This is a genomic window from Pontibacter rufus, assembly GCF_015694705.1.
In the GTDB taxonomy this organism is placed as follows: domain Bacteria; phylum Bacteroidota; class Bacteroidia; order Cytophagales; family Hymenobacteraceae; genus Pontibacter; species Pontibacter rufus.
This window is the reverse complement of sequence record NZ_JADQDR010000011.1, coordinates 127,377-151,321: the sequence shown is the minus strand read 5'-3', so window position 1 is coordinate 151,321 and position 23,945 is coordinate 127,377. Positions and strand designations below refer to the sequence as shown.

Genomic DNA, 23,945 nt, shown 5'->3' with positions numbered 1-23,945 from the left:
ATACTAGCTTATGGACAGAAGAGAATCCCTGAAAGCCCTTGTGCTGACTACTGTTTCCTCCACTTTTCTTTTAGAATCCTGCGACAGCAACACCAAAACTGAAGAGCAAACAGTTGCAGAAGTTGTAAAAACGCCCGATGCCTCCAAAGCTGGCCGGATGAAAGAGGAGATTGCGCGTTTAAAGAAAATAAGATCTGAAGACTTCTTCACCGAGCATGAGATGGCCACCATAACGGTACTGGGCGACATCATCATTCCGAAAGATGAGGTAAGCGGCAGTGCGTCCGACGCCGGCGTGCCGGATTTTATTGAATTTATCGTGAAGGACAAACCGGAGAACAAGACACCTATGCGCAGCGGCCTGCGATGGCTTGACATACAATGCCAGAACCGTTATGACAAACCATTTACCGATTGCAGCGAAAAACAGCAACTGGAAATGGTGGATGCCATTGCTTATCCTGAAAGAGCTAAGCCGGAAATGCAGAAAGGTGTAGCTTTCTTTAACCTGATGCGCAACCTGACGGCAACCGGCTTTTTCACGTCTGAAATGGGTGTGGAAGATATCGGTTACATGGGCAACCGCCCGAACCAGTGGAAAGGCGTACCGGAAGATGTGTTAAAAAAGCACAACCTGGCTTATACAGACAAAGAATTGCGGGAGTGCATTACATTTGACCGGCAGGCATAATCCGGGAGTTCTGAAACTGAACAAAATAGCGGATGAATCACAAGTATAAAACTTTATGTTCGTTATTCTCTGGAAAGACAGGAGAAGGACTGCATGTGTTTATACTTTAAAACTATCTTTGTACAGCTACTTAATATTTAAAGCTTATACTTTGTTTCAGCGCAAATTACGCCTGGTATAACAGCGAACGAGATGCAAGGTATATTTTGCCTGAACCTTTTTCATTAAAGAGCACAGCTACGGATCTACAAGCCTATTTTATAATCATCAAATCATCATACCATGACCTACAAACTAGTATTAACCGCCCTGTTGGCCGGCAGTTTTTTTATGGCAAAAGCACAGCAAAAAGCAAAACCAGAAGATACAGAAGTATGGGAACCCGTACCCGAAGTTGTAACACCCGGCAAAGTAGTTATTGAGGCGCCCTCGGATGCCATTGTTTTGTTTGATGGCAAGAACCTGGATAAATGGGTGATGACGGACGACAGGACCAAGCCGGCAAAATGGACAGTGGCCAACGGTATACTTACAGTAAATAAAGAAACCGGTAACATCGAGACCAAACAGGATTTCAAGGATTACCAATTGCATTTGGAATGGCGCATTCCGGAAAACATTACGGGCGAAGGGCAGGCGCGCGGCAACAGCGGTGTTTTTCTGGCTTCAACAGGCAAAGGCGATGCGGGTTACGAACTGCAGGTGCTGGATTCTTACAACAACAAGACCTATGTGAACGGCATGGCCGGCAGCATTTACAAGCAGTTTATACCCCTGTCAAACCCTGCCAAAAAGCCGGGCGAATGGCAAAGCTATGACGTGTTCTGGAAAGCGCCTACTTTCAAAGAGGATGGCTCAGTGAAAACACCTGCGCGGGTAACCGTTTTATTTAACGGTGTGCTCGTTGAAAACAATGTGGAACTGCTGGGGCCAACCCAGTATATCGGCAAACCATCTTACAAAAAACATGGACCGGCTCCTATAAAGCTACAGGCCCACGGCGATAAAAGCGAACCCATAAGCTACCGCAACATCTGGGTAAGAGAACTATAACAGGCAAACGTAAGCAGTTGTTGGTTCTCTATAAGAGACAGTATAAACAGCCTTCTTTATGCGCAGAAAAAATAAAAATCTTTCCTGCGCATAAAGAAGGCTGTTTTGTGTAGTGCCGGTACCGAACATCTGGCATAGCTGCGCGTAGTCCGTGGTTCCCATTCACTTGCTGCGTTTACAGGCGGAGCTTTTTCTTCGGCTATAAGCTATAGCGTCATGTCATGGTACAGCGCTGTATCGGGGTCCAGTGTCACAGATGTGTCTGCATCTATAGTTGAATTCAGGGTAGTATCCGCTTCTGCTCCGGTTCCTGCCTGTTCTGCTGTGTTGCCATTCTGGCTGCCACAGGCGGTAAAAGCGGTTAATAGAAATACCAAAAGGCTTAACTTCATTATCTTTTTCATACCAGATTGCTTTGTTAAACAAATAAAGTATACGCGTCAGGAGTTAAAAGGAACAGATCTCATGCCTCAGCTACCATGCATACGGTTCCATACCTGATTCCTGCTGTTTCTATACTTGCCTTACAGGAGGTGTCTGTATTGATTATGGTTTAAAATTATAATTATAATAAAGCTTAAAGATTAAGATCCCTTAAATGAAAAAGCATCTATACATTCGTCCTTTAAAATCTTTAACATGAAAAAAACTATAATTTTTTTCTATATCCTTTGTATAGCTTATACTGTAAATGCGCAGCAAAGAAAGGAGGACGCGCCTGTTCTAAAAGAAAAGACAGCATTCCAGACAAGCAGTCCATGGATGCCCGAGATTGATATTCGGTCGGATGTTGCTATTGTTTATGGCGTCAATGGGAATCCATCTGACGGCCGCCAGAGAATGACATTTGAAGAGCGCGTAAAATCCTGGAGAGATCATGGATATAATACGCATTTCATGACTGGAATAGCATGGGGTTCCTATCAGGATTACTTTTTAGGTAAATGGGATGGTAAGAACCACCTTGGCGAAGGGCAGGTTGAAATGGATGGAGACACCATCTGGCATGGCAGGAACATACCCTATATTGTGCCTGTACAATCATTTATTGAGTACATGAAAACTGCTGTCATCAAAAAAGTTATTGATGCAGGAATCAGCTCAATTTACCTGGAAGAACCTGAGTTCTGGGCAAGAGCAGGGTATAGCTCGGCTTTTAAAGATGAATGGCAGAAATATTATGGCTTCCCCTGGAAAGCGCAGCACTTGTCACCTGAAAATACTTATCTCTCAAGCAAGCTAAAATATCATTTGTATTACAATGCCCTGAAGGAGGTCTCATCTTATGGGAAAGCGTATGGCAAAAGTAAAGGCATGGATATTAAATTTTATGTCCCCACACATTCGCTGGTAAATTACTCATCCTGGCAAATCGTCAGCCCTGAAGCCTGTCTCGCCTCATTGCCGGGTATAGATGGCTATATAGCCCAGGTTTGGACCGGTACTTCGAGAGAGCCAACGTATTTTAACGGGCTATCTAAAGAAAGAGTATTTGAGAATGCTTTTCTGGAATATGGCTCTATGGTCTCGATGACGGCACCAACCGGTCGCAAAGTATTTTTCCTGACCGACCCTATAGAGGACAGGCGACGCGACTGGAGCGATTATAAACGTAATTATGAAGCCACGTTCACAGCGCAATTATTATACCCGATGGTAGCTGATTATGAAGTAATGCCGTGGCCGGAGCGCATTTATACCAAGCCTTATAAAGTGGCAAACAGCGATAGCAGCGTGTTGATACCGAAATATTATTCAACACAAATGCAGGTAATGATAAATGCATTAAATGATATGCCTTTATCAGATAATCGTGTGTCGGGCGTGAATGGAATTGGCGTGCTGATGGGCAATTCGTTGATGTTTCAGCGCTTTCCGACACATAACGGATTTGAAGATCCGCAATTCTCCAACTTTTACGGACAAACACTGCCGTTGCTGAAGCGGGGCGTGCCGGTGCAGACAGTGCATATGGAAAATCTGGGGCTCGACGCTTCTTTAAAAGATATCAAGGTTTTGGTGATGAGTTATTCCAATATGAAGCCCATGTCGCCGGATGTGCATAAAAGTCTTGCTGAGTGGGTAAAGAAAGGTGGGGTGCTGGTGTATTGCGGCCGGGATGATGACCCTTACCAAACTGTAATGGAATGGTGGAACACGAAAGAAAATAAATATAAGGCGCCTTCCGAGGATTTATTTAAACGATTAGGTATAAATCCTGCTGCAACAAAGGAAAAATTCACCGTTGGGAAAGGTGCTGTGTATGTGATCAGGCAAAATCCAAAAAAATTTGTGATGGAACCAAATGCCGCATCGGGGTATATCGCAACTATAAAAGAAGCTTATGAAACCGATGCCAGGGGAGGAGATTTAACTTTTAAGAATAATTTATACTTAGAAAGAGGCCCTTATGATATTGTCTCAGTAATGGATGAAAGTATAAGTAATAAATCCTATACAGTTAAAGGGCCGGTAATTGACCTTTTTGATCCGGCGCTACCAGTCTTGACTCAAAAGGTTATAAACCCCGGCAGTCAGGCTTTTCTATATAACATCAGCAGAATTCAGGATAAAAAGAAACCTCAGGTTTTAGCTTCAGCCTCAAGAATTTATGATGAAAAAGCAAATAGCGGTAGTTACAAATTTACTGCAAAAAGCCCTGCTAAAACGATAAACAGCATGCGCATACTGCTACCAGCATCCCCTAAAGATATTAAGCTTACTAATAGCAAAGGAGAGCAGATAAGCGATGTGAAAACCGCATGGGATGCAGCATCAGGAACTTGTTATTTAAGTTTTGAGAATAGTCCTGATGGTATTAAGGTAAGTTTATCCTGGTAAGTATAGATATAGAGACAAAGTTGTATGATACTTTAAGCTTTTATCGGTTCGGCATGAGCTGTCTATACTTGGGATGCCCCACTTGATACCTGTGCCTTTATATAAAGTATAAATTGCCGTTAAAAGCAGCGAATCTTCCCTAGGTTGTAGCAACTAATAAATTGACGGAAGCGCTTTGCTGTATAAGTATAAAATGCTCCTGGTCGGGAGGTGAGACATTGTTTTACTTCTCATCTCTAACCCTAAGGTTGGGACGAAAAGGAGGCAGCAGCATTACATAATCGTCAAGGTTCACTTTCCCATCTCTGCGGCTTTAAATCATTGGCATGTTTTAACAAGCACAACGTGTTTCAAAGGTTTAGAAATTTTCTTCATGGTGCTTACTTTAACCGTTGTGTCCCAATTAGACTTGCTGCTGCACTTATTTATCAGACCGTAGCCGCTAAGAAGTTATACCGGCGAAACACACGCTTTAAGAAGAATTATGGATAAAGTTTTTTGTTTTTCATTTATGTTCCTAAATTTAGGCTAATAATAGAGGCTTATTAAAGGGTTTCTTAAGTTGTAAGTTTTTATCAAAGCTTTTGTGTTTATTCTTTAAGCATTAAGTTTTTGACCACCTGCAGTGGGTATAAATAATTTTGTTAATCTATTTAATACCTTCGCAATGAAATTTAGCTTGCTTAAGTATTCAGGATTAAAGTTTTTCTACATTTCGGTAACAAACCCGGTAACGGTGTCTGTTGTTAATTTCTGCTAAAACGGTTTAGTAATTCTCAATTAGTATTTAATAATGTAATTCTATGAAACAACCATTTACAACCTTGTTTGATAGTGGCTATGTAAGAGGAAGGGGACGGATGCTCTGTACCGGTTTCCTTTCTTTTACTATGTGTGCAGCTCTGACTGCTACCCAAAGCCACGCAGCTGTAAAGCCGCCTGTTGAAATTCCCTCGATGGTGCCAGCTTCCGGCAATGGCATTGCTGCTGATTACCTCTCCAGATATGAGATACAGGTAAGAGGAACTGTAACAGACGAAAAAGGTATGCCGCTACCGGGAGTAACGGTAGTGCTGAAAGGAACATCATTAGGCGTAAGCACCAATGCCGACGGTGCCTATGAACTGACGATTCCGGACGGGCAGGAAAACGGTACGCTGGTGTTCTCTTATATTGGCTATAAGGATCAGGAGGTGCCTATCGGCAATAAGACGGTAATAGACGTTTCCTTAAGTACCGACGCAGAGGCGCTTGAAGAAGTAGTGGTAGTAGGCTACGGTACCATGCAAAAGAAAGAGGTGAGTAGTGCCATTACCACGGTTACCGCCGACGAGTTCCAGCAGGGCGCTTTCAACAGTCCCTTGCAAATGATACAGGGCAAGGTGGCTGGTCTGACTGTGTCTAGTACTGCCGCTGCCGATCCGAATGCAAGCGCAACGGCTGGCATTCAGATACGGGGGGCAGGTACCATTTTAACTAATGATGGCGCCAATAGCCCACTCGTAGTGATAGACGGCATGCCGAACGGCGATCTGCGCAATCTGGCCCAGCAGGATATAGCCTCCATTACAGTACTGAAGGATGCGGCCGCATCCGCTATCTACGGCTCGCGAGGCGCTAACGGTGTGATTCTTGTGCAGACTAAGCGCGGCAAGGCTGGCGAGGTAACAGTAACCTACGACAGTTATGTGGAACACGATGTCGTGGCGGCCAGGCCTGATATACTTTCCCCGGAAGAATTTCTGGCACATGATCGGGATCAGGATTTTGGGGCCAGAACGGACTGGTACGATGAACTGATTAGAGAAGATAACTTCGGCCAAAACCATAACCTGGCTGTCAGCGGTGGAAGTGAAAACACCCAGTTCCGCATTTCCGGAAACTATCGTGCCAAAACCGGCCTGGATATTGCCTCTGATCGCAAGGAGTACGGCCTCCGGGCAAGTTTCTTTCAGCGCGCTATGCAGGGTTTCCTGGAGGTGAACGGCAATATGTCTTACAGAGTTGCAAACGAAGAGTATACCAACTATGGTGCATTTAGCCAGGCCGTAAAGCTCAATCCGACTATCCCGATTATGGATCCAAACGATCCAAGCATGTATAACACACTACTCGGGTATGATACGTACAATCCCGTACAGAATTTGCTGGCTAGAGAAAACGGTGCAGACCAGGAGTACTCTGTTGTAGATCTCACTTTTAGATTGAATCTGCTGGATAACCTGAACACTGAGATCAAATTGGCGCGCCAAGGGCATGACCGCTTAGGCAGGGAGTACTATACTTCCCAGGCGGCAGAGTCTATTACTAGTAACCGCACAGGGCGAGCCCGCCTAGAGAACGAAAAGTGGACGGATTATACGTTTGAATGGCTCGGTAACTATAATACTTCCATTGGTGAGCATAACCTGACAGCTATGGGCGGCTATACTTATCAGGAGTTCAATTATCAAGATTTCTGGGCCGAGAACGCCGATTTTCCATCTGATGCTTTTGGCTACAACAATTTGGATGCCGGTAGCTGGAATCTCGAAGAAGGACGCTTAGGAATGGACTCTTACAGAGAAAAAGAAAAAGTTATTGCCTTCCTGGGTCGCTTGAACTACAATTTCAAAGATACTTACTTCCTGACTGCTTCTTACCGTTATGAAGGCAATACCAAGTTCGGAGCCAATAACAAGTGGGGAAGTTTCCCGTCCCTGTCAGCCGCCTGGCGCATGTCCAGCCTGCCTGCCATTGAGGGCATAGAGGCGATTGACGAGCTAAAGCTTCGTGCATCGTATGGCGTAGCCGGCCGTTCAGTTTTCCCACGTTATACTTCGCTGGCCAGGTACACAGGCTATGGCAGATATCCCAATTATGATGGGGAATTTATCAGAGTATATGGCCCCGCTAATAACCTGAATCCAGATTTGCGCTGGGAAAAAGCGATCTCCTATGACTTAGGCCTGGACTTTACCTTGTTCAATAACAAAGTAGATGGCACCTTTGATCTATTCGACCGCAGGAGTAAAGACTTAATCTCCAGCTACACGGTGCCCGTGCCACCAAAACTGCACGACCAGATGATAGTGAATGCCGGGACGATGAGTTCTAAAGGAGTGGAACTGTACGTGAACTGGGATGCTGTTGAAACTGACGATTTTACCTATAGCACTAATGTGACTGCCTCTTATACCAAAACCCGGCTGGTTTCCTGGTCTAAAGGCCCGTATACAGCCAATTTTCAGGACTTGCAAAACCTGCCTTCACCTGGTAATCCTGGCCCGGCTTACCGCCTGTACGAAGGCACCGAGTTGGGTAGCTTCTATGGCTATAAGTATGCCGGCGTAGATGCGGATGGTAACATCCTGATCTGGAAAAATGGGGAAGAAGGCGGCGAGAAAATAGATGCAACCACCGAAGGAAACATAGACAGAGATAGAACTTTTATCGGAAACGGAACGCCCAAGTACGAGCTTTCATGGGGTAACAGGATTGCTTACAAGAGCTTCGACTTGTCGCTGTTCTTCCTTGGCCGCTTCGATTATGACGTTTTGAATCTATACCAAATGTATTACGGCCTACAGGCTGAGCCAGGTGTGAATCTTTTGGAAGACGCCTACACCCGCAACGGCCAGATCAAGTCAGGTAAAGTAATCACAGACTACTTCCTGGAGAGCGGTAACTACTTTAAGCTGGATAACCTGACGCTGGGCTGGACACCTAAGCTAGGAGTAGAGCGCATTAAAAACTTCCGAATTTACGGCACCGTGCGTAACGTATTTACACTTACCAATTACAGTGGCCTTGACCCGGCGGCAATTGGGGTAACAGGCCTGACTGCCGGTTACGGTAGCTTAGATGTGTATCCTATTGCCAGGAATTATGCACTTGGCGTAGTGATCTCTTTTTAATACTCATAAATAACTTTAATAAGTTGAAGATATGAACAAAATAAAAATACTAGGCTCGGCCATGCTTCTTTTGCTTGCAGCGCCGGCCTGTACTGACCTGGAGGAGGAAGCGTTTAGTACACTAGTGACCGAAACTTACTACCAGGATAAGAACTCGGTAATGGCGGCGCTAGTGCGCCCCTATGAGCATGCCCATTGGAATGGGTGGGATGGCGACCGTTGGATACTTTCGGAGCTGACTTCTGATAATTTTGTGTGGGCACAAAAAGGAAAGCATGGTTATGATGGCGGCGACTGGATCCGGTTGCACCACCACGAATGGACTGCGGATGACAACCATATTTATGGCGGCTGGACTGGTCCCTATCAAGGCATTGGGCAGTGTAACGTTTTTATCAGTGACTTTGAAGGCCTAGATTACTCAAAATTTGGTATGACAGATGTCGACAAGGCACAGCATATCTCTGAGTTGAGAACTCTGCGTGCCTGGTTTTACCTGTTCCTGATTGACCAGTTCCGCAGTGTGCCGATCTCTACTGATGCCTCTTTGCAGGAGCCCCTGCCTGCCTCGTCGCCACAGGAGGTATTTACCTTTATTGAGACCGAACTGAAGGAGTCGATACAGGGTCTGCCGCAGAATGGTGTTGTGGGGCATTGGGATCAGGGAGGCGCCGCCGCTTTGTTGGTACGCCTATATCTGAATGCTGAAAAATGGATTGGTACGCCTATGTATGACCAGGCTGCCCAGGTAGCGCAGGATGTTATAGACGGCAAGTATGGTACCTATAGCCTTGACCCGGATTACAGAGGCCCTTTCAGATCGGGCATCGACGGCTACAGATCACCGGAGAACATCTTTGAGTTCCCGCATGCCAGAAACATCTATGAGTTCAGCTGGATGTATAACGCCATGATGCACTACCAGGCCAGGTATTCGCTGGATAACGACTGGGGTGGATGGAACGGCATCACCTTAACGCCTTCGCGTGACCTACAAGGTAATCTGTACAATTATGAGTTGGGCATACCGTATGAAACCTATGCTGATGGTGACAAGCGTAAACAACCTTTCAGAACAACGGATAAAGACAACCTGTACGATGGGTTCTTCCTCATAGGGCAGCAATATGCTTACAACTACGACAAGGGCTTCGGGTTCGATAGCACTACCATGGTGAACGGCACCGAAGAGTACAATGGCAAGCCGCTGTTTTATGTTGACCAGATTGGCCGCTTTTCTGAAGGAGCGAGCGGTCTTGCTAAAGGTTCACACGTGAGCACTGGCGAAGAGAACTCCGGCGTGCGATTCATCAAATTCCCGTGGTTGCCGGAGTCCGAGGGTCAGTTCCAGTTCAATTCAGCTCCCGAAATCCGCCTGGCAGAGATGTACTATGCCATAGCAGAGGCCAAATACCGTGCCGGCGACAAGGCAACTGCGGCTCAGATGCTCGATGCGGTACGCAGACGGAACTTTACAGATGCAGCATGGCCTGCTCATAGTTATGCAGCTAATCCGGGAATGCTGACAGATGATGAATTTGTGGACGAGCTGAGCCGTGAGTTCCTGGGCGAGCGCCACCGTAGAACCGACCTGGTTCGCTGGGACAGGTTCGGCCAGGAATGGTGGGATAAACCGGCGGATGCAGCAGATAGGAGCGTATTTCCTATACCAACACGTGCTTTAAATACTAACCCATTATTAAAACCAAACGGGTATTAAAGAACGGGAGAGAAGATGGTGACTGATAATTAAAGCAGCTTATACTTAGTATACTTAACTGCATTGATCACCGTTTTTAATTTACCTCTTAGCTTACCAATTATAAAAAGGGGCACCTCAGAAAGTGCCCCTTTTTACTAAACAGCACATTTACCTTTACAGATCGGAATTTGTAAGTAGCTGTATAAAAATTTGAAAGTATAAACAGAGGCTGTCCTTCTGAAAGTTAAAAATTCCGGGAATCCTGTTGGCGAGCATGAGTAGGCTGATTATGCGGATATAACGTTCGCTGATAAACTCTCCGCAACAAAACCGGGATGTATACTTGCAGGATCATAGAATAGGTTAAGCTCATGCTGCACAGATAGTTATGTTCAAGGTTTATGCTTTGAATTTTGCCTGAGATGTTGTTAGCTATTGTATGTGCCAGAGCCGGTTTACAAGAGAAATTTGCTCCCGAGTAAATATTAGAACTATGATGAGGGTAATTTGCAATGTCTATACCTTGTAGTATAGCAGATTGACAGGAAATTATAGTTGAATCAAGTTACAACAAAAAACTACCTTAGCAGCCTGTTTTATAGCTGCATACATCACACAAGAAGTCTTACATGAAAAGAGCTATTATTGCCGTGCTGGGGCTGTTTATTTATACCTTCTCCCACGCACAGATAGTTTCAGAAGTTGATGCTCCCGAGGAATTGGTGAACCCTTTGATGGGCACAGACTCGAAACCGAGCCTGTCGAACGGCAACACCTACCCGGCCATTGCCCTGCCTTGGGGAATGAACTTCTGGATGCCGCAAACAGGCAGTATGGGCAGCGGCTGGGCCTATACTTATGATGCCGACAAAATCCGTGGCTTTAAGCAAACCCACCAGCCGTCGCCCTGGATGAACGACTATGGCCAGTTTGCCATTATGCCCGTTACAGGCAAAGCCAGCTTCAACGAGGATGACCGGGCCAGTTGGTTCTCTCACAAAGCCGAAATCGTAAAGCCATACTACTACAGCGTCTACCTGGCTGATCATGACGTAACCACGGAAATTACGCCTACGGAGCGTGCGGCACAGTTCCGCTTTACCTTTCCGCGGGCCGACAGCTCCTTTATTGTGGTGGATGCTTTGGACAAAGGCTCGTATGTAAAGGTGCTGCCCAAAGAAAACAAAATCATCGGCTACACGACCAAAAATGCCCGCAGCAACCCCAAAAACTTCAAAAACTACTTTGTCATTTATCTCGACAAGCCTTTTACCCTGGCTTATACCTGGCACGACACCACGCTGGTAAAAAATGCGCTGGAAATGAAGGCCGATCACGCCGGCGCCCTTATCGGTTTTAAGACAACCAAAGGCGAGCAGGTAAACCTGAAAGTAGCTTCCTCTTTTATCAGCTACGAACAGGCCGAACTGAACCTGAAGCGGGAACTGGCCAATGACAGCTTTGAGCAGACCAAGCAGAAGGCAAAGGATGTATGGCACAAGACCCTGAGCCGCATCAAAGTAGAGGGCGGTACTCTGGAGCAACTGCGCACTTTCTACTCCTGCCTTTACCGCACGCTCTTTTTCCCGCAGCGGTTGTATGAGTTGGATGCCGCCGGAAAGATTGTCCACTACAGCCCTTACGACGGGCAGACGCACCCGGGCTACATGTTTGCCGGCACCGGCTTCTGGGATACCTTCCGGGCGCTTTATCCATTTCTGAACCTGGTGTACCCTTCCATCAACAAAGAGATGCAAGAAGGGTTGATCAACGACTACAAAGAAGGCGGCTGGCTGCCCGAGTGGTCCAGCCCCGGCTATGCCGACATCATGGTAGGCAATAACTCAGCCTCGGTTGTGGCCGATGCTTACATCAAAGGCCTGCGTGGTTACGACATCAACACCCTTTATGAGGCGCTGCTGCACGGGGCCAACAACGAAGGCCCTATCTCAGCGGTAGGCCGCAAAGGCGTGGATTATTACAACAAGCTGGGCTATGTGCCCTATGATGTAGGTATCAACGAAAATGCGGCGCGCACCCTGGAGTATGCCTACGATGACTTTGCTATTTACCAGCTGGCCAAAGCCCTGCACCGGCCGCAGGCAGAGATAGACCTGTACGCGCAGCGCAGCCAGAACTACCGCCACCTGTTTGACCCGAGCACCGGCCTGATGCGGGGCAAGAACAAGGACGGCAGCTTCCAGTCTCCCTTTAATCCCTTTAAGTGGGGCGATGCCTTTACCGAGGGCAACAGCTGGCATTACAGCTGGTCGGTGTTTCATGATGTGCAGGGGCTGATAGATTTGATGGGCGGCCGGAAGAACTTCGTGGCCAAGCTGGACTCAGTCTTTTCGCTGCCGCCGGTGTTTGACGACAGCTACTATGGCGGCGTGATACACGAAATACGCGAGATGCAGATAGCCAACATGGGACAGTACGCGCACGGCAACCAGCCTATCCAGCACATGATTTACCTTTACAACTATGCCGGCGAGCCCTGGAAAACGCAATACTGGGTACGCCAGACCATGAACCGCATGTACAAGCCTACGCCCGATGGCTACATAGGGGACGAGGACAACGGGCAGACATCGGCCTGGTACGTGTTCTCGGCCATGGGCTTTTACCCGGTTACCCCGGCCACAAACCAGTACGTGCTCGGTGCGCCGCTGTTCCGCAAAACGACCCTGCAGCTGGAGAACGGCAAAACGTTTGTGATAGCAGCCCCGGAAAACAGTGCCGAGAACCTTTATGTGCAGCGTACTAAGCTCAACGGCAGGAAGTATGAAAAGAACTACATCACCCAGGAAGACATTCAGAAAGGCGGCAAGCTCACCTTTATAATGGGGCCGGAGCCCAACAAAAGCCGTGGCACAAAGCCGGAGGCTTTCCCATACTCATTTTCTTCCTGGGAGAAGCCATTAACGAAGAAATAGAAACCGGCTAAACGGCCGCTTAATAAGAATCCTATTATTTAATTTAAAACTGTAACATGATTAAACATCAAACCACACCCTATAAGAGCTTGCTGCTGGCTGGTGTAGCCTGGATCTGCAGCGCAGGCGTTGCCCTGGCGCAGCCTGCAGCAAGTCAGCCGGATGCAATTCCGCTCGATAACCTATCTGCCTTTCAGAATCCCGGAAAAAGCTGGCAGATTGCCGGAGACGTGCAGGCAGAACTTGACGAAACCAACGAATTTGACCTGACCGATGGTACCGGCATACTTGTAAACGAGCCGCGCAGAAGAGCAAAGGGATCTGACCTGCTCACCAAAGCGGAGTATGGTGACTTTGATATAGAGCTTGATTACATGATGGCTGCCGGCTCCAACTCCGGCGTATACCTGCAGGGCCGGTACGAAGTGCAGCTGGCAGACAGCTGGGGTAACCAGGCGCCTACCTCCGCCAGCAATGGCGCCATTTACGAACGCTGGGACGAAAGCCGCCCCGATGGGCAGAAAGGGTACCAGGGCTATGCGCCCCGCCAGAACGTAACCCTGGCACCCGGCTTGTGGCAACACCTGAAAATCTCGTTCCAGGCGCCGCGCTTTGATGCCAGCGGGAAAAAAACAGAGAATGCCAAAATATTGCGCGCCGAACTGAACGGGGTTCTCATACATGAAAATGTGGAGCTTTTCGGGCCTACGCGCGGCGCTATCGGCAACAACGAGGTGGCAACAGGGCCGCTGCGCCTGCAGGGCGATCATGGCGCCGTGGCTTTCCGTAACATACAAATCACCAACTATGGCAAACCGCGTCCGGAACTTGTAGACCTGAAGTACCAGGTATTTAAAGGCAAGTATGATGTAGCATCTGTGTACGACAGTATTCCGCCAGAAGCAGAAGGAACATCTGTAGCCCTGACCTCCGAAATCAGCCCATTCCCCAATAATTTTGTTGTGCGCTATACCGGCACACTCCGCGTAAAAGAGCCGGGAGAATATACTTTTAACCTGAATGCTTCAGGCGGCAGAGGGTTGATGCGTATCAACAACAAAACTGTTATTCCGATAGATGCCAGAAACCAGCGGGCCACCATAACGCTGCCTGCCGGTGATATGCCTTTTGAGCTGCTGTACACCAAGCTGGTGGAGTGGGGCAAGCCGGCGGTCGGGCTGGCCGTTATCGGTCCTGGTATCCGGGAATACGTAATGGGCGATCCGGTTGTAGGCGGTAATAATGATCAGGAGGGCCCGATACTGGTTAATGCGCCTGTCAATACCATCCTGCGCAGCTTTATGGACCTGCCTGTCGAGAACAATGGCAGATCCGGTTTCAGGGTAGTGCATGCGGTAAATGTCGGAAGTCCTGATCAAGTACATTATACTTATGATATGGACAAAGGCAACGTGGTACAGGTATGGCGCGGCGGCTTTCTGGATGCAACACCGATGTGGTATAGCCGTGGCAACGGCACATCCCGCCCGGTTGGCACGGTGCAGAATTTTGGCCTGCCGGCTTTGGCACTGGCCCGCCTGGCCTCTCCGCAGGCTGCCTGGGTAACAGACACCACCGGCAGCAGCTATCGCCCCAAAGGTTATGCCATGGACAAAAACGACCAGCCGACTTTCCGCTACCTGCTGTACGGCACAACTGTGCAGGATGCTATCAGGGTGCTGGATGGAGGAAAAGGAATCAGCCGCGAGATTACGGTACAAAATCCAGGTCAGAACCTTTATGCCCGTTTGGCAGAAGGAAGCACCATTGAGCCTTTCTCCAAAGATATGTACCTGGTGGATGGCAAATCATACTATATCAGATTGGATGATACCGGCGGAGCAAAGCCTGTTATACGGGATGCCAACGGCCAGAAAGAGCTGATTGTGCCGGTAAACGGAAAGCTGCGCTATTCTATCCTTTTCTAACATCAGATTATTCTTACTCATGAAACATACGCATATAAAAACTTACCGCCATGCCGCCCTGCAGTTTCTGCTGGCTGCAGCAACGATAACAGGTTTCAGCGCTTCGGCGGTAGCGCAGGAATCGCCCATGGAAGAAGACTTTTTCAGTATAAGGGGCGTAAGCTCGCCAGAGGGAGCGCTGCTTGAAGTGGGCGGGCTGGTTACGCTGCCGAATGGTGATTTGGGAATTTCAACGCGCCGCGGCGATGTATTTATCGTGGAGAACCCGACCAGCCAGCGGCCATACTTCCGCAAGTTTGCATCCGGGCTGCACGAAATCCTGGGCCTGGCCTACAAAGACGGCAACCTGTACTGTGCCCAGCGCGGCGAACTCACCAAGCTGGTAGATACCGACATGGATGGCAAGGCAGATGTATACGAAACAGTATATGCCTGGCCACTATCCGGCCATTACCACGAGTACAGCTTCGGCCCTAAGATTGCGCCGGACGGTTCCTTTTTCGTAACAGGCAACGTGGCCTTCGGCGATGAGGAATGGTGGCGCGGGGAAAGCCGTGTGCCCTGGCGCGGATGGACGATGAACATTACGGAGGATGGAAAAATGCAGCCCTGGGCTACAGGTATGCGCTCACCGGCTGGTCCCGGATTGATCAACGGTGAATTCTTTTATACTGACAACCAGGGCGACTGGATGGGTTCCGGTGGTCTCTGGTATGTACCAAAGGGTGCTTTCACCGGTCACCCGGCTGGCTTGCGCTGGGCCGGTATGCCGAACTCACCGGTTAAGCTAACAACGGAGCAGCTATATGCAAAAGTTGACCCGCGCCAGGTGAAAGACGAGAATGGCCGTTATATCAAACCCGAGAACGTGGTAAATGAGGATTTTGTCTCCCTGTATGAGATGAAAAAGTTCTTCCCCCAGCTGCAGACACCAGCTGTCTGGTTGCCCCACGGAATCCTGGGTATTTCCAACTCAGAGCCGCTGCAGATCCCGGAAGGTAATTTCGGGCCGTTTGGCGGGCAGGTACTAATCGGTGATCAGGGCATGAGCCTTATTTCGCGCGTGTTTCTCGAAAAAGTAAACGGAGAATACCAGGGCGCGGCGTTCCTATTCAGAACCGGCTTTAAATCGGGCGTACTGCGCATGGCATGGGCCCAGGATGGCTCCCTGTTCGTGGGTGAAACCAACCGTGGCTGGGGATCAGCCGGCGATGCCAACCAGGGCCTGCAGCGCGTTGTATGGAACAACAGTGTGCCTTTCGAGATGCGCGCTGTTCGCGCCATGCCAGACGGGTTTGAAATAGAATTCACCAAGCCTGTAGATAAAAAATCTGCCGAAGACATTGCTTCTTACAACGTGTCGAGTTTTATCTACAAGTACCACCCGGTTTACGGAAGCCCGCCGGTAAACACAGAAGAATGTGTAATTAAGGGTGTGAAGGTTTCGGATGATGGCATGAAGGCACGCCTGATTGTTGACAACCTGCGCCGCTACTACATCCATAACATTACGCTTAATGGCGTACGTGCCAAAGAGAATTCTTACTCACTGGTGCACCCGACAGCTTATTATACTTTGAACAATATTCCTGAAGGCAAAAAGCTGTCTATGAGCGAGGTTAGCACCAGGAACTCTGCCGCAACGCCAAAAAGCAAGGCTACAGCTGCCTCTTCAGCTAAAAAGTCTTCTCCGGCAGCGGCTAAGCCGGCTGCCAAAAAAGCGGCGGCAAAAGCAACTGCCACTGCCCCAACTTACGAGGAGGTAAAGGGCTTGCTGGCCAAGTATACGTGTCTGGCCTGCCATAACCCGACCAAAAAGCAAATCGGCCCGGCCTATACCGACGTTGCCAAGCGCGGCTATACCAACGAGAAGATTGTGGAGCTGATCCATAACCCTCAGCCGCAGAACTGGCCGGATTATGCGACAGAAATGCCGCCTATGCCGCAGGTGCCCAAGAAGGATGCCCTCAAAATAGCTAGCTGGATCAACTCACTGAACGACAAGGGTAGCGCATCAGCTAAATAGCTTGTCATTTAAATCAACAAAGAAGCGCTGCCGGGAAATTGTCAAATTTCCCGGCAGCGCTTCTTTGTTCAGGTGAAGTGCTACCTGTAAAGTCAGCATATCCTATACTTTAATGCAGCCTCATCAGCTGAATCATACTTATGCCGAGCGCCGGGCAAGTATAGCCCAGCGGTGCCAAAGTATAAATTATACTTTGATGATTGCTCTAGGATTTGCTTTTGTGGTGTTGCAGTTCTTTATCAGATTCCTGCAGCATACTTCAGCAGAACGCCGTTTCCTTTTTTGCTGCCTTCGCTGGCAATATACATCTCGCCATTGCTGCCAAATGTTAATCCTTCGGGCTGCCGAAGCAACGATTTGTCAAGGTTAACCAGCTTTTTGATAGTACCTTTTTTGTCAATGGTCAGCAGGTAAAAGTTCTTTGCATCCAGTAAGTATAGTTCACCTGTCAGGGGGTGTATTTCCAGTGAAGACGGCTGCAGGACATCATACTTGTTTTTGCGTTTTTTGCCGCTATCCGCCAGTTTAGACTGATCCAGCGGTATGATGATAACGGGATTGGCATGCATCGTTTTATCGGCTAAGGTAAAAGCATAAATTCCTTTGTTGTTACCCAGCCTTTCGTCGTGGCCCTTGCAGGCAATCAGGAGGCGGTTGCCGGCTTTGTCGTAGGCCATGCCCTCTGTATTCTGCGAAGATGCCAGCACGGTTTCATGTTCTATCGCTTTTGGTTTTCCGTTCCTGAAATCAGCAACTTCCAGGATAGCGCCATCACTGCGCAAAATAAAAGCGTCGCCGCCCACAACTACGATGCCTTCATAATCGCCGGGCTTGCCAAAACTTATCTTATCAACAATGGCTTTTTTGCTCAGATCATATAAATATATAATTCCTTCCTCATCCTGCACACCGGCCATAATGTTGCCTGGCAACAGGGCAATGCCCGAAATTTCGCGTAGTTCCTTCGGCAATTCCCATTTGGCTGCCGGGCTGACAATATCTGCTTTATCAGGCAATGTGCTGGCAGCGAGACCGGCAAAGGAGGCCGTTTCTGTTACTGTTTCATCGCCCAGGTTTGTATTGCAGGCGGCCATACCTACAGCCGTAGCAAGTATAAAGGTGCTTATTATGTTTGTTTTCATGTTTTAATCGGTTTTAGATAGATAAAATATTGTAGCAGAATTATAAAAGCATCAGCAGGAAGTTCTGCTAATGCTCTTATTTAAGGGATACTTTAATCCCAGTAGCTTATGTCTGTTTGCACAACGCCATCCGCCGAAAAAACAAGTTTCTGATCCGGTCCGCTGCTTTCCAGTTCTACCTGGTAATACTTATCGCTTCCTTTTTCTACCATCTCCGCATCGTCTATACGCGTGTCTTTGTAATTTTGACTGATTGTGTTTTTAACCGTTTCAGGCAATTGCACTTCTGTAATCTCATGTTTTACCTGTAGCATTTTGCCGGAAGCATCCAGCAGCGCCTCGTAATCTACTGTGTCGATATCAAAGTCAGCTTCGTAGCTCCCGTTCTTTTTTTCCCAATCCAGATCTGTGGCATTGGGGAAAGCACTCATTAAAGTATTGGTTACAACCGAAGGCACATCCTGTGGCGCAACATCCTCGCCCTGGCAGGAAGTGAACGACACCGACATAAACAGGGAGGCACATAAAATCGTCATTAGTTTCATATTAGAAAGTAATTTTAATATTGAAGAATTAATTTATGATACTAAAGTATGGCCTGAATCTGGAAAGAATTGGGAATGGAAAAATATTTTACGGTTTCATCACATAGGGGCGGCCATAAGGTTTGGGCGGGCAAAAGCTGAAGGAACAAAGTATAAAGCCTGCTGATCAGCGGGATGTTATACCTGGCAAAGGCTGCTGTTTATACTTGGTTAATGCTGCCCTGCTGCTAGATAACCCCGAACCAAAAGCCTGTCAATAAAACAACCAGCCATTAGCACCTGCGGGGCGGTTCACTGAAAATGAACTGCCAGCACATGGTTGCCTTGGTAACTATACTTTAGCCGGAAACCATACCGCGCGGTGATGGCTTTGGCGATAGGCAGCCCCAAACCTGTAGAATTCGCGTTCTGGTGCTCCCGCTGAAAACGGGCAAACATGCGGCGTTCATCCAGGGCGCCGCTTTTGCTGCTGTTTTCTACTGTTAACTGCAACGGTTGTAGCGTAATCTGCACAAAGCCTCCCTGGTAATTGTGCACAATGGCGTTTTTGATGAGGTTGGTAAGCAGGATACCGGCCAAATCCGGGTTCATACGGACGCGGCACCTGCCATCCTCTTTCAGAGAAACAGCAACGCCTTTGTAAGCAGCCTGATCGGCAAAGTCCTCCAGCAACGTTTTAGCCAGGCTGTTGAGGTCAACCTCTTCCTGATCCTCAAACTGCCTGTTCTCTATCTTAGAGAGGAGCAGGAGCGACTTGTTGAGCCGCGACATACGTTCGAGGTTGTTTACGACGCTTGCCAGCAGCTGCAATTGCTCATCAGTCAGCTTGTTCTGCTCTATCAGAAGCTCCAGTTTGTTCAGACTGATGGCGAGGGGCGTTTGTAATTCGTGCGAGGCATTTTCAATAAACTGTTTCTGGCTGATGTAGGTATCGATGTTGTTTCTGAGCAGCTTTGCTACGGCATCGTTCAGTTCCCGGAACTCCTCCACTTTTGTTTCCTCAAACCGGACAGCACCCTGGTCCTCCAGCCGGAACCCTTTAAGTTGGTGCAGCAGCAGGTAAAAAGGCCGCCATATTTTTTTCAGAAGTAAATTGTTGATTATCAAAATGCTGGCTAGCAGCCCCAGGTACAGCCATAGTATAGAATACAGCAGGTCCTCCACCAGGTCGTCTGTTTCAACCATGGAGTTTACCACACGGAGCTCATAATAACGGCCGTTTTGCCGGAACACGGTCTGCAGCATCCTGACAGGCTCAAAATCCTGCTCGTTCTCCATGAACATGGCCGTATCCCGGTACACATCGGTGAAAACCAAGGCTTGCGGCGCAGCGACGGGCTTGATGGCATAGTTGTCTTCGCCAAAGCTGCTTTTATGCAGGATGGTGCTATCGGCTGCAGCATGCCGCATAATGAGCAGCTTGTAATTTTCGAGGCCATCGTCCAGGCTATCGTAAATCTCGTCGAGCAGGTTGTAGTAAAAAAGAGCTGCCCAGCCGGTGATAACGACAAACAGGATGGCGGCGAAGTAGGAGAGGGTGTGGTTCAGGAGCTTCATGTGAGCAGCAGTTTATAGCCGATGCCGTAAATGGCCTGTATTTCAAGATGCGCCTCCTGCGCTTTCAGCTTCTTGCGCAGGTTCTTTATCTGTGAGTAAATAAAATCAAAGCTATCGGCTTCATCAATCTGATCGCCCCATACATGCTCACCCAGCGCAGTTTTGCTCACCAGGCGGTTTTTGTTGGAGATAAAGTATAAAAGGATGTCATACTCTTTGCGGTTTAAAGTCAGCAGCGTATCATTTACGTAAACCGTTCTTTCTTCCGGATCTACTTTCAGGTTACCCAGTTCGATGAGGCGGCTGCCCTCAAACTTCCTTCTGCGCAGCACCGATTTTACCCGCGCGTGCAGTTCGGCAATATGGAAAGGCTTGGGCAGGTAATCGTCGGCGCCCAGGTTCAGGCCGGCCACTTTGTCGTCTACAGAGTTGCGGGCCGATACAATGATAACGCCCTGTGCTGCATCCATTTCTTTCAGCTCCTGTAATATTGCCAGCCCGTTGCCATCCGGCAGCGAAATATCCAGCAGGATGCAGTCGTACTGATAGAGGTGTATTTTTTCCAGGGCCGCATCAAAAGTGGCGGCTGTTTCTACCACGTACTTCTCTGCTTCCAGCGACCGGACAATGTTGTCCAGCATGTCAGGTTCGTCTTCAATTACCAGAATCTTCATAAGCTGCTAAAGCTATACGTAAATTCTGGAATGAAACTGGAACAAACCTGAGGCAGGGGCAACACAGGAGCTTATTCTGGTTCTACGCAGGGATTATACTTTTAACTCGGAACAAAATATGAAACGCAGCATAGAATTATTTCCTTTGTCCGTATCTATAAGGACAATACTGTTCTGCAACACCGACAAAACCAGATGAAGCATATTCTTTCCAAATCAGGCTTAATTTTAGTACTGCTTGTACCCGCCGCCTGCCAAACGCCCAAGTCTCCTATGGATATGATCAGCGAAAACCCAGCTCTAAAGGCTGCTATCTGGCAATCCGAAGCGTATATCCTTTACCCGGATAGTGTGGTGCAGCCACCTTTTTCCGCTGTCGCGCTGTCACCTACCGAGATAGTATCGGATTACCAGAGCCCGGCCAATGAGTTCCAAAGCCCCCGGCTAACGTTTAAGTTCAGCATCAACGGCAAAGACAATGAGATGCCCTCCGGCCAGGACCACCACTTTGCATGTATAGCAGGCGGCGGCACCTGCGAAACGCCGCTCATCCGCTTTGGGGAGCAACTGACGGACACCACCAGCATTCCGCCTGATACTTATTTAGCGCCTAATACCACGTTCAATGTCCGGCTGGACATGCGACCCGTGTTGGATGCCTTTGAAAAGCAGGGATACTACACGGCTTTTAATGGTGATAAAATATACAAGGAAGATTTTAAAGGGGTATTTATTGCCGGAAATACTGATCCGCTGACCTGGGATTTTGATAACCTGGCCAACCATCAGGAACTGGAACTGAAAGATCCGGACGGGGATGGCATTTATGAAGCAGCACTTGTACTGAATGCGAACAAAGAAGATAAACTAACGGCTACGCACTGGCAGTTGTCGAAAGACATTTCGGCTTTTCCGCAATATACATCTGACTACGTGATAACGGACGCGCTGTATAATATGGCGCTGGAGGAGATGATAAATGCCGTGGAGCCGGACAGTACCTTCAGAACAGGCAAAGAATGGGCCGGCGTCTGGACGCGCGACATCAGCTATAGCATTATACTTTCTATGGCTATGCTCCAGCCAAAAGTAGCAAAGTATAGCCTGATGCGCAAAGTGGAGAACGGCCGGATTATACAGGATACCGGCACCGGCGGCGCCTATCCGGTTTCTACGGACAGAATTGTGTGGGCGATTGCGGCCTGGGAGCTTTACAAAGTTACGGGCGATGCGGACTGGCTGAAGAAATCATACCAGATTATTAAGAACTCTCTCGGAGATGATTTAAAGAACGTGTATGATTTCAGGACGGGCCTGGTGCGGGGCGAATCCTCTTTTCTGGATTGGCGTGAGCAGACGTACCCCGAATGGATGCAACCGGCAGATATTTATGAATCGGAGAACCTGGGCACGAATGCGGTGCATTACCAGGCCAACATCATACTTGCTGAAATGGCAGAGATGCTGCACGACAAGGAAGCCGCAACCCGGCACCTGCAAATAGCTGAAAATATTAAAAAAGGTGTAAATGAGCACCTCTGGATACCTGAAAAAGGCTACTATGGGCAATACCTGTACGGCCGAAACTTCAAAATACTTTCGCCGCGTGCCGAAGCACTGGGCGAGGCATTAAGTGTGCTGTTTGGTGTGGCCGATGCAGCAAAGCAGAAAACTATCGTGGCCAGCACACCGGTTACATCATTCGGTATTCCGAATATTTACCCGCAGATTCCCAATATCCCGCCTTATCACAACAATGCCGTATGGCCTTTTGTGCAGTCGTACTGGTCGCTGGCGGCAGCTAAAGTGGGCAACGAGCAGGCGCTTGTGGAAAGTATGAGCGCTATTTACCGTCCGGCCGCGCTGTTTTTAACCAACAAGGAAAACTTTGTAGCCAGCAACGGCGATTATGCGGGCACGCAAATCAACTCCAGCAACATGCTCTGGAGCCTTTCCGGTAACCTGAGTATGATTTACAAGGTGCTCTTTGGTATGGATTTCCGGGCCAACAGTCTTGTGTTCAGACCTTTTGTGCCTGAAGCATTCAAAGGAGAGCGGAAGCTGACCAACTTCAGGTATAGAAAAGCTATACTTGATATTGCAATGACAGGGTATGGGAATGAGGTAAAATCCATCACCATGGATGATAAAGCCGTGGCAAAAGCAGAAATACCCGGTAACCTGGAAGGCAGCCACACAATAAAAATTGAGCTGGCAAATAAGGAGCTGGAGGAAGGAAAGGTAAATCAGGTAGAAGTACTTTTCTCGCCCGAGGCACCTTCGGGGGTAACCTACACAGCCGGTGCCTTATCCTGGAAAATCGTGGAGGGAGCAGCCAGGTATAAAGTGCTGAAAAACGGCGTCGAGCTGTTAACAACCACAGACACAAAAGCCGTTGTGCCAGCTTCAGATGACTATGTGGAATACCAGGTAATTGCCATAGATGCAGGCGGTCTGGCCTCATTTGCCAACGAGCCGGTGGTAGTTGCCACGGACGAGGCCATACAAGTATATGAGCTGGAAAAGATATCAGGCAAATCGCCTTTGCCTTATAAAGGCTATTCGGGAAATGGTTTTGTGGAGATAAGCAAAGAGAAAAATACGTCGTTAAGTATGAAGGTAACAGTGCCGGAGGCAGGGGTGTACGCCATCGATTTCAGGTATGCCAACGGCGCGGGGCCCATTAACACCAGTAACAAATGCGCCATACGCACACTTAAAACCGACAATACTTTTGCCGGAACAATCGTGCTGCCGCAGCGCGGAACAGACGAATGGTCGGACTGGGGCTATACAAATTCGGTACAGGTAAAACTGGACAAAGGAACGCATACCATCACGCTGTCATTTGAACCAGCCAACGAGAACATGAACGGAGAAGTAAACAAAGCCATGCTGGATTACGTGCGCATCACAAAACTATAGCGTAATGTGTAACCCGTAGACGGAACCGC

14 protein-coding genes are annotated in these 23,945 nt (G+C 48.3%); 9 read left to right on the top strand and 5 right to left on the bottom strand.

The annotated features are described in order from the left end of the window. Positions 1-10: 10 nt before the first annotated feature. Positions 11-691, top strand: a complete 681-nt coding sequence (locus I2I11_RS17640) for a gluconate 2-dehydrogenase subunit 3 family protein (RefSeq protein WP_196269057.1) — start codon at positions 11-13, stop codon at positions 689-691. A 282-nt stretch (positions 692-973) separates the two neighbouring features. Next, on the top strand, positions 974-1,744 hold the full coding sequence (locus I2I11_RS17635) for a 3-keto-disaccharide hydrolase (protein ID WP_196269056.1): 771 nt from the start codon (positions 974-976) through the stop codon (positions 1,742-1,744). Between the two features lie 206 nt (positions 1,745-1,950). Here I2I11_RS17635 and I2I11_RS17630 read toward each other — a convergent pair whose 3' ends face one another. Next, positions 1,951-2,148 carry a hypothetical protein gene (locus I2I11_RS17630; RefSeq protein ID WP_196269055.1) on the bottom strand — a complete coding sequence of 66 codons (198 nt, stop codon included), beginning with the start codon at positions 2,146-2,148 and terminating at the stop codon, positions 1,951-1,953. A gap of 235 nt (positions 2,149-2,383) precedes the next feature. Here I2I11_RS17630 and I2I11_RS17625 point away from each other — a divergent pair, with 235 nt between their 5' ends. From I2I11_RS17625 to I2I11_RS17600, 6 genes are all read left to right on the top strand, one after another. Beyond that, on the top strand, positions 2,384-4,585 hold the full coding sequence (locus I2I11_RS17625; RefSeq protein ID WP_196269054.1) for a hypothetical protein: 2,202 nt from the start codon (positions 2,384-2,386) through the stop codon (positions 4,583-4,585). Positions 4,586-5,388: 803 nt separating this feature from the next. Then, the gene (locus tag I2I11_RS17620) at positions 5,389-8,481 is read left to right on the top strand and encodes a SusC/RagA family TonB-linked outer membrane protein (RefSeq protein WP_196269053.1); all 3,093 of its coding nucleotides are present in this window, start codon (positions 5,389-5,391) and stop codon (positions 8,479-8,481) included. A gap of 31 nt (positions 8,482-8,512) precedes the next feature. Then, entirely contained in the window at positions 8,513-10,201 is a 1,689-nt protein-coding gene (locus I2I11_RS17615) for a RagB/SusD family nutrient uptake outer membrane protein (RefSeq protein WP_196269052.1), read from the top strand. Between the two features lie 611 nt (positions 10,202-10,812). Beyond that, a complete protein-coding gene (locus tag I2I11_RS17610) occupies positions 10,813-13,119 on the top strand; it encodes a GH92 family glycosyl hydrolase (RefSeq protein WP_196269051.1) in 2,307 nt (768 codons plus the stop codon). A gap of 56 nt (positions 13,120-13,175) precedes the next feature. Beyond that, the gene (locus I2I11_RS17605) at positions 13,176-15,047 is read left to right on the top strand and encodes a 3-keto-alpha-glucoside-1,2-lyase-like domain-containing protein (RefSeq protein WP_196269050.1); all 1,872 of its coding nucleotides are present in this window, start codon (positions 13,176-13,178) and stop codon (positions 15,045-15,047) included. Positions 15,048-15,066: 19 nt separating this feature from the next. Next, positions 15,067-17,073, top strand: a complete 2,007-nt coding sequence (locus I2I11_RS17600) for a hypothetical protein (RefSeq protein ID WP_230680398.1) — start codon at positions 15,067-15,069, stop codon at positions 17,071-17,073. A 239-nt stretch (positions 17,074-17,312) separates the two neighbouring features. Here I2I11_RS17600 and I2I11_RS17595 read toward each other — a convergent pair whose 3' ends face one another. The 4 genes from I2I11_RS17595 to I2I11_RS17580 form a co-directional block, all read right to left on the bottom strand. Next, positions 17,313-18,215, bottom strand: coding sequence for an SdiA-regulated domain-containing protein (locus I2I11_RS17595; RefSeq protein WP_196269049.1), 903 nt, complete (start codon positions 18,213-18,215; stop codon positions 17,313-17,315). Positions 18,216-18,307: 92 nt separating this feature from the next. Further along, positions 18,308-18,751, bottom strand: a complete 444-nt coding sequence (locus tag I2I11_RS17590; RefSeq protein ID WP_230680397.1) for a PepSY-like domain-containing protein — start codon at positions 18,749-18,751, stop codon at positions 18,308-18,310. Positions 18,752-19,051: 300 nt separating this feature from the next. After that, positions 19,052-20,317, bottom strand: coding sequence for a sensor histidine kinase (locus I2I11_RS17585; protein ID WP_196269048.1), 1,266 nt, complete (start codon positions 20,315-20,317; stop codon positions 19,052-19,054). Next, positions 20,314-20,991, bottom strand: a complete 678-nt coding sequence (locus I2I11_RS17580) for a response regulator transcription factor (RefSeq protein WP_196269047.1) — start codon at positions 20,989-20,991, stop codon at positions 20,314-20,316. Before I2I11_RS17580 ends, I2I11_RS17585 begins: the two co-directional genes overlap by 4 nt. 273 nt (positions 20,992-21,264) lie before the next feature. Between I2I11_RS17580 and I2I11_RS17575 the strand changes: the two genes are divergently transcribed. Then, positions 21,265-23,916 (top strand): alpha-L-rhamnosidase-related protein, encoded by a 2,652-nt coding sequence (locus I2I11_RS17575; protein WP_196269046.1) that lies wholly within the window; start codon positions 21,265-21,267, stop codon positions 23,914-23,916. The last annotated feature ends 29 nt before the right edge of the window (positions 23,917-23,945 follow it).